The sequence below is a fragment of the Bacillus sp. FSL H8-0534 genome (genome assembly GCF_038005885.1).
In the GTDB taxonomy this organism is placed as follows: Bacteria; Bacillota; Bacilli; order Bacillales; family Bacillaceae_G; genus Bacillus_A; species Bacillus_A pseudomycoides.
The window spans coordinates 1-4385 of sequence record NZ_JBBOUC010000010.1; the positions used below are offsets into that span (position 1 = coordinate 1).

Genomic DNA, 4385 nt, shown 5'->3' on the forward strand with positions numbered 1-4385 from the left:
CCCCAACCCCTCAATCCCTGAGGGGCTCCCTCGCCGGTTGGCAGGAACAAACGGTAGTTTGTTCAGTGCCGAGAGGGTTCGGGTGTAGCGCGGTTGGTCAAGTCAAATACTCCCTTCGCTTCGCTAGGTCCGTTTTGATTGACCAACACAAATAGTCCATCGTAAATAAAGAATATTTAGAAAATTATATAAACAAAGTTTACAATTCACCTAATTAAGTAACATCTTAATATATATTTATGTTAACAAAAAGATTGACAGAGAACCAGTCTTGTTTAGTGCTGGAATATTCTGTAAAGTTTTCATTGCGAGGTGAATTAAAAAAATAATAGAACAAGGAATATGACGTAGGAGGTTTATAAAAATGATATTGAGAAAATCTATAATTGGAGTATTAATATGTTTATGTATGAGCTTTACAACAGTAAGTGTTTTTGCTGAAACAACGGAAGAAGTTCCAGCAGGTATAGAGTCATTTGACATGGTAGCATTTGAACAATTAGTTAGTGAAATTGAAGAGGGGAAAATCAATTCAGATCTTGAAGCTGATAAAAGATTGGAAGAGTTAAAACGTTTGAATAAAAAGAACAAAGACACTGATATTCAATATAGCGGTAGTATTGCTGGGGCATTAGGAAAAACTAAAGAAACACAAGCATGTCTTAATGCAATTGGTGCCTATAAGTGTGGAAAAGCAAGATTGAATGTGAATACTGCGCTGAATATGACAAATGCATACTATTCTAAAGAGAGTCAAGATAATGGAAAAGGTGATGCATTTAGGCATTCATACTGGAATGCTTTAATGTGTAAAAGTATAGGTTGTTCTAATGCGAAAATTGTAGCAGACAATCATGAAAGATATAATCCAACAGAGAAAAAACTACACGATATGGATTATTATAACAATCAAAAGGGAAGAGATATGTATAATTGGAGAGTTGCTAATGGTTATTCTTTATTTGAACAATCCATGGCTGATAATCTTAAACAAGATATAAGAAATGGTTTATTAAAATATATAAGAAAACCTGAAGGATGGTTATTATGGACAAATCAATAAATAAAAAATATAGGGGAAAAAACCTTAGTCTATGAAAAAAATCTACATTTTACTTGCAACATTAACAATTTTATTTTTATGTTTAGCTGGAATTATATTTTTCAATGATGCAAGAAATGAAAAATATATTATTTGGAAAGAAAATGTACATGAAAATGATTATTTATTGAAGAAGTTAAAAGATAATGATATTCCTTACAAAATTGATGAACGAAAAAATTTAAAAATTCAGGAAAAAGATACAGATAAAGTAATATTATGTTGTACTTAAAAAATAAGGAGACCTCTTTGTTTAAAACAAGGAGGTCTCCTTGTTTTTGGGTGTGAGTGCAAAGGCTGGGGTGAAGCGCAGCGAGGGGCTAGCCCCTTATAGTGTCATAAAAACATAGAGTAAGAGCTATTTTATGGACAGCTAATTTAAGCGGTTCGGCAGGTATAATTACTAGTCCAAGTCGTGCTACTTAAATCCTCGTTTTTGGTATGTTCGGCTTGGCGACATGCCTATACCTGCCGAAATTCACTTATCAATGGTGAAGCGTAGCGAAAAAGGTGGAGATTTTTGAGAGGTTTTTTCTCAAAAATACTACCTGTCCATTGATAAGTGAATAGCCCATTAATAGATATAGAAGGGAAAACCTAGTAAACCCTTGATAAATATGGGTTTATAATTTCCTTATGTTCACCCCTAGGGTGAACATATATGTTCACCCTAGGGGTGAACATAAGGAAACAAGACGTTCACTTTTTTATTGTTTTTGTGAACGTCTTGTTCTATTATTTAAACAAGACGTTCACAAACGTGAACATATATGTTCACGAAGAAAGGTTGATAATTTTGCAAAATAAAGATGATATTAACATCAGTAAAAACGATTTAATGCAAATTCTTGAATTAACTGGATTACCTTTGTCTTCTGTTGAAAAATTAATCGACTTAAAAGATGCTGAACAAAAAGAAATTGAACAACGTAAAAAAGAAGCTGATAATCCTCCATTTGTACAAGTTTATAAAGGAATGGGGTTAAAAGCTCTACAATTATTAATTAAAGATAATCAATTAGCTAGTGAAATTTTTGTCTTTTTCTTAGATAACATGAACAATAACAATCTAGTAATGGCCTCACAACAACTTTTAAGTGAAGAATTTGGAAAGGGTAGAACAACAATATATAAAGCTATTAAATATCTTGAAGAGCATAATTTTATTAATGTTGCAAAAGTAGGTACAGCTAATGCATACATAATAAATCCAGAAGTAGCTTTCCAAAATGCACATAATAAGAAAAAGTATGTTGGTTTTAACGGAACAATTTTATTAAGTAAAAAAGAAAACAATACGCTTTTTGACAAATATAATTACAACAATATTAAAATGTTAAAAGAGAAAGAATAACTCAAAAAGTACCCATGATTCTTTAAAATTGGGTACTTTTTGGTGTAGTACTTTGGGCTTTTTAGCTATGTCACATATTTATAAAATAAGAAGAATACATCAAAACGTAATATAATTTATGTCTGTCCTTTTTATATGTTTCTAATAAATGAATGTAGATGCCTATGTAGGGATTTTTTCATAAGAAAAAACACCCATATGAGTGCCTTTTCTAATTGTTTTTAGCAAGCTCCGTCGAATCCCCCACCCCAACAGCTGCAACCAATAATGATTAGCAGGATGAACAGCACAATTAGTAAAGCGAATCCACCACCAAAGCCGCCACAACTACCTCCAAAACCCATAATAATTCCTCCTTGAGTAAGAGGGTATTAACTGAGACATAAATGTGTTTTAACGGTTTACATTACCTTATGTTTTTAAAGAATATATGAGCAAATCCTTTTCTTGTTTTTGGGTGTAATGCTTTTTATCTCTCTAAACCACTATCTCTATTTCTATTTTTCTCTTTTTTCTTTTGCTGTATATCTTTTGAAGCAAGATCATATCCTTTTCTTTCATGTTCTGTTAAATTGTTTTCACTATAACGAGTATTACTAAAGGGATTTAAAGTGATATTCACTTTCTTTTTGCAATACCCTACAATTTGTTGAAATTTCTCCAATCCTTGAGGAACTCGTTCTTTATAAAACTCCTGCATTTGTGCAAATAACTTTTGAAGTCTCTCATATTTCGCTTTATATGGTTCTAATTCTTTTTTCTCTTTTTCTAAACGTTTTACAGATGTATGTAAATCTGTATTATTCACTTTCAAAGCATGATTTTGTCTCTGTAACGTCTCATTTTCCCTTTTAAAGGCCTCCGATGCTTTTGCAAGGGTTTTAATCCTTTGAAAGTCTTCTAAACCAATTTCAACCGTTTTAGAGCGTATGAGACCCCCTTTTTCTTTCACAGGCATCTCTTCTACTTGTTTTCCTACTTTAACAGCTCCTTTTAAAGCATTTAAACGATTTTTCATCTGATTCATAGATTTCTCTATTTGTTGCCTTTCCAACTCTTTTTCTAAAAGAGTCTCTTCTAACACTTGTACTTCTTCTTTTGCTGTTAAAGCCTTCAAACGCGTCGTTTCAATATGTTTTTTATCACTAGATACACCACGCTCTAAATCAAAGCCTTTCTCCACCATATGAGCATGAAAATCATCTTGAAGTGAGACTAACTCTTTACGGTTAAAAATCTGTTTTGCTGACAACTTCTTTTCTTCCGTTACTGGAACCATTCCTACATGCATATGAGGCGTCTTTTCATCCAAATGTACCGCTGCATGTACAATGTTTTGTTCTCCATATCGCTCTCTAAGAAAGCTATAGGCTTCCTCAAAGAATTCTTTTTGAGAATCTGGATCTTCTTCACTTAAACGTTCAAAAAAAGCTTTATCACTTGTTACCACAAATTCACACATCACAACCGCATCTTTTCGAATTGCTCGATTGGTTTCAACGTTCTGTTCAATTTTTTCTTTCACTGTTCTTAAATAATCAATGTATTGATCGTTATGTAAATCATAATTCAAATGACTTTGTTCTTTTTCAATATCAGGATTTGTATGACTCTCTTTTTCTCGTTGATTATGAATCTGGATTCCTTTCACATCTCGCATTTTAAATTTCTGCATTCTACAAATAGCAAAACTCACGAATCCTCACCTCAACTTGTCCTATTTTTTCTCTTTATTTTGTTCTCGACCACTCTATAAAGTATATATACTTCTCTACTGTTTTTCGGTGGACTTCCATGTAAAGTATAGTACACTATACTTTACTATCGTAAAGAGTGTGCCCCTACGGGGAATTCGGCTTGCCGAATAAAGACCTTGGGCTTTGCCCAAACCCACTGGGGATCTCTTCCCCAGCCCCCCTCAATCGAACT

General features: G+C 32.9%; 5 protein-coding genes. 3 read left to right on the forward strand and 2 right to left on the reverse strand.

Features of this window, described 5'->3' with window-relative positions; translation table 11 throughout:
• The first annotated feature begins 364 nt into the window (after positions 1-364).
• The 3 genes from MHH71_RS30425 to MHH71_RS30435 all read left to right on the forward strand — a co-directional run bounded on the left by MHH71_RS30425 (position 365) and on the right by MHH71_RS30435 (position 2456).
• Positions 365-1063, forward strand: a complete 699-nt coding sequence (locus MHH71_RS30425; RefSeq protein WP_078212198.1) for a DUF6973 domain-containing protein — start codon at positions 365-367, stop codon at positions 1061-1063.
• Positions 1064-1094: 31 nt separating this feature from the next.
• On the forward strand, positions 1095-1334 hold the full coding sequence (locus MHH71_RS30430; RefSeq protein WP_006097513.1) for a hypothetical protein: 240 nt from the start codon (positions 1095-1097) through the stop codon (positions 1332-1334).
• A 564-nt stretch (positions 1335-1898) separates the two neighbouring features.
• On the forward strand, positions 1899-2456 hold the full coding sequence (locus MHH71_RS30435) for a replication/maintenance protein RepL (protein WP_078212197.1): 558 nt from the start codon (positions 1899-1901) through the stop codon (positions 2454-2456).
• Positions 2457-2677: 221 nt separating this feature from the next.
• On the opposite strand, the gene MHH71_RS30440 is transcribed toward MHH71_RS30435, so the two are convergent.
• Both MHH71_RS30440 and mobV read right to left on the reverse strand, forming a co-directional pair.
• Entirely contained in the window at positions 2678-2800 is a 123-nt protein-coding gene (locus MHH71_RS30440; protein WP_006097515.1) for a YjcZ family sporulation protein, read from the reverse strand.
• A gap of 125 nt (positions 2801-2925) precedes the next feature.
• A complete protein-coding gene (gene mobV, locus MHH71_RS30445) occupies positions 2926-4152 on the reverse strand; it encodes a MobV family relaxase (protein WP_244268567.1) in 1227 nt (408 codons plus the stop codon).
• Positions 4153-4385: the final 233 nt, after the last annotated feature.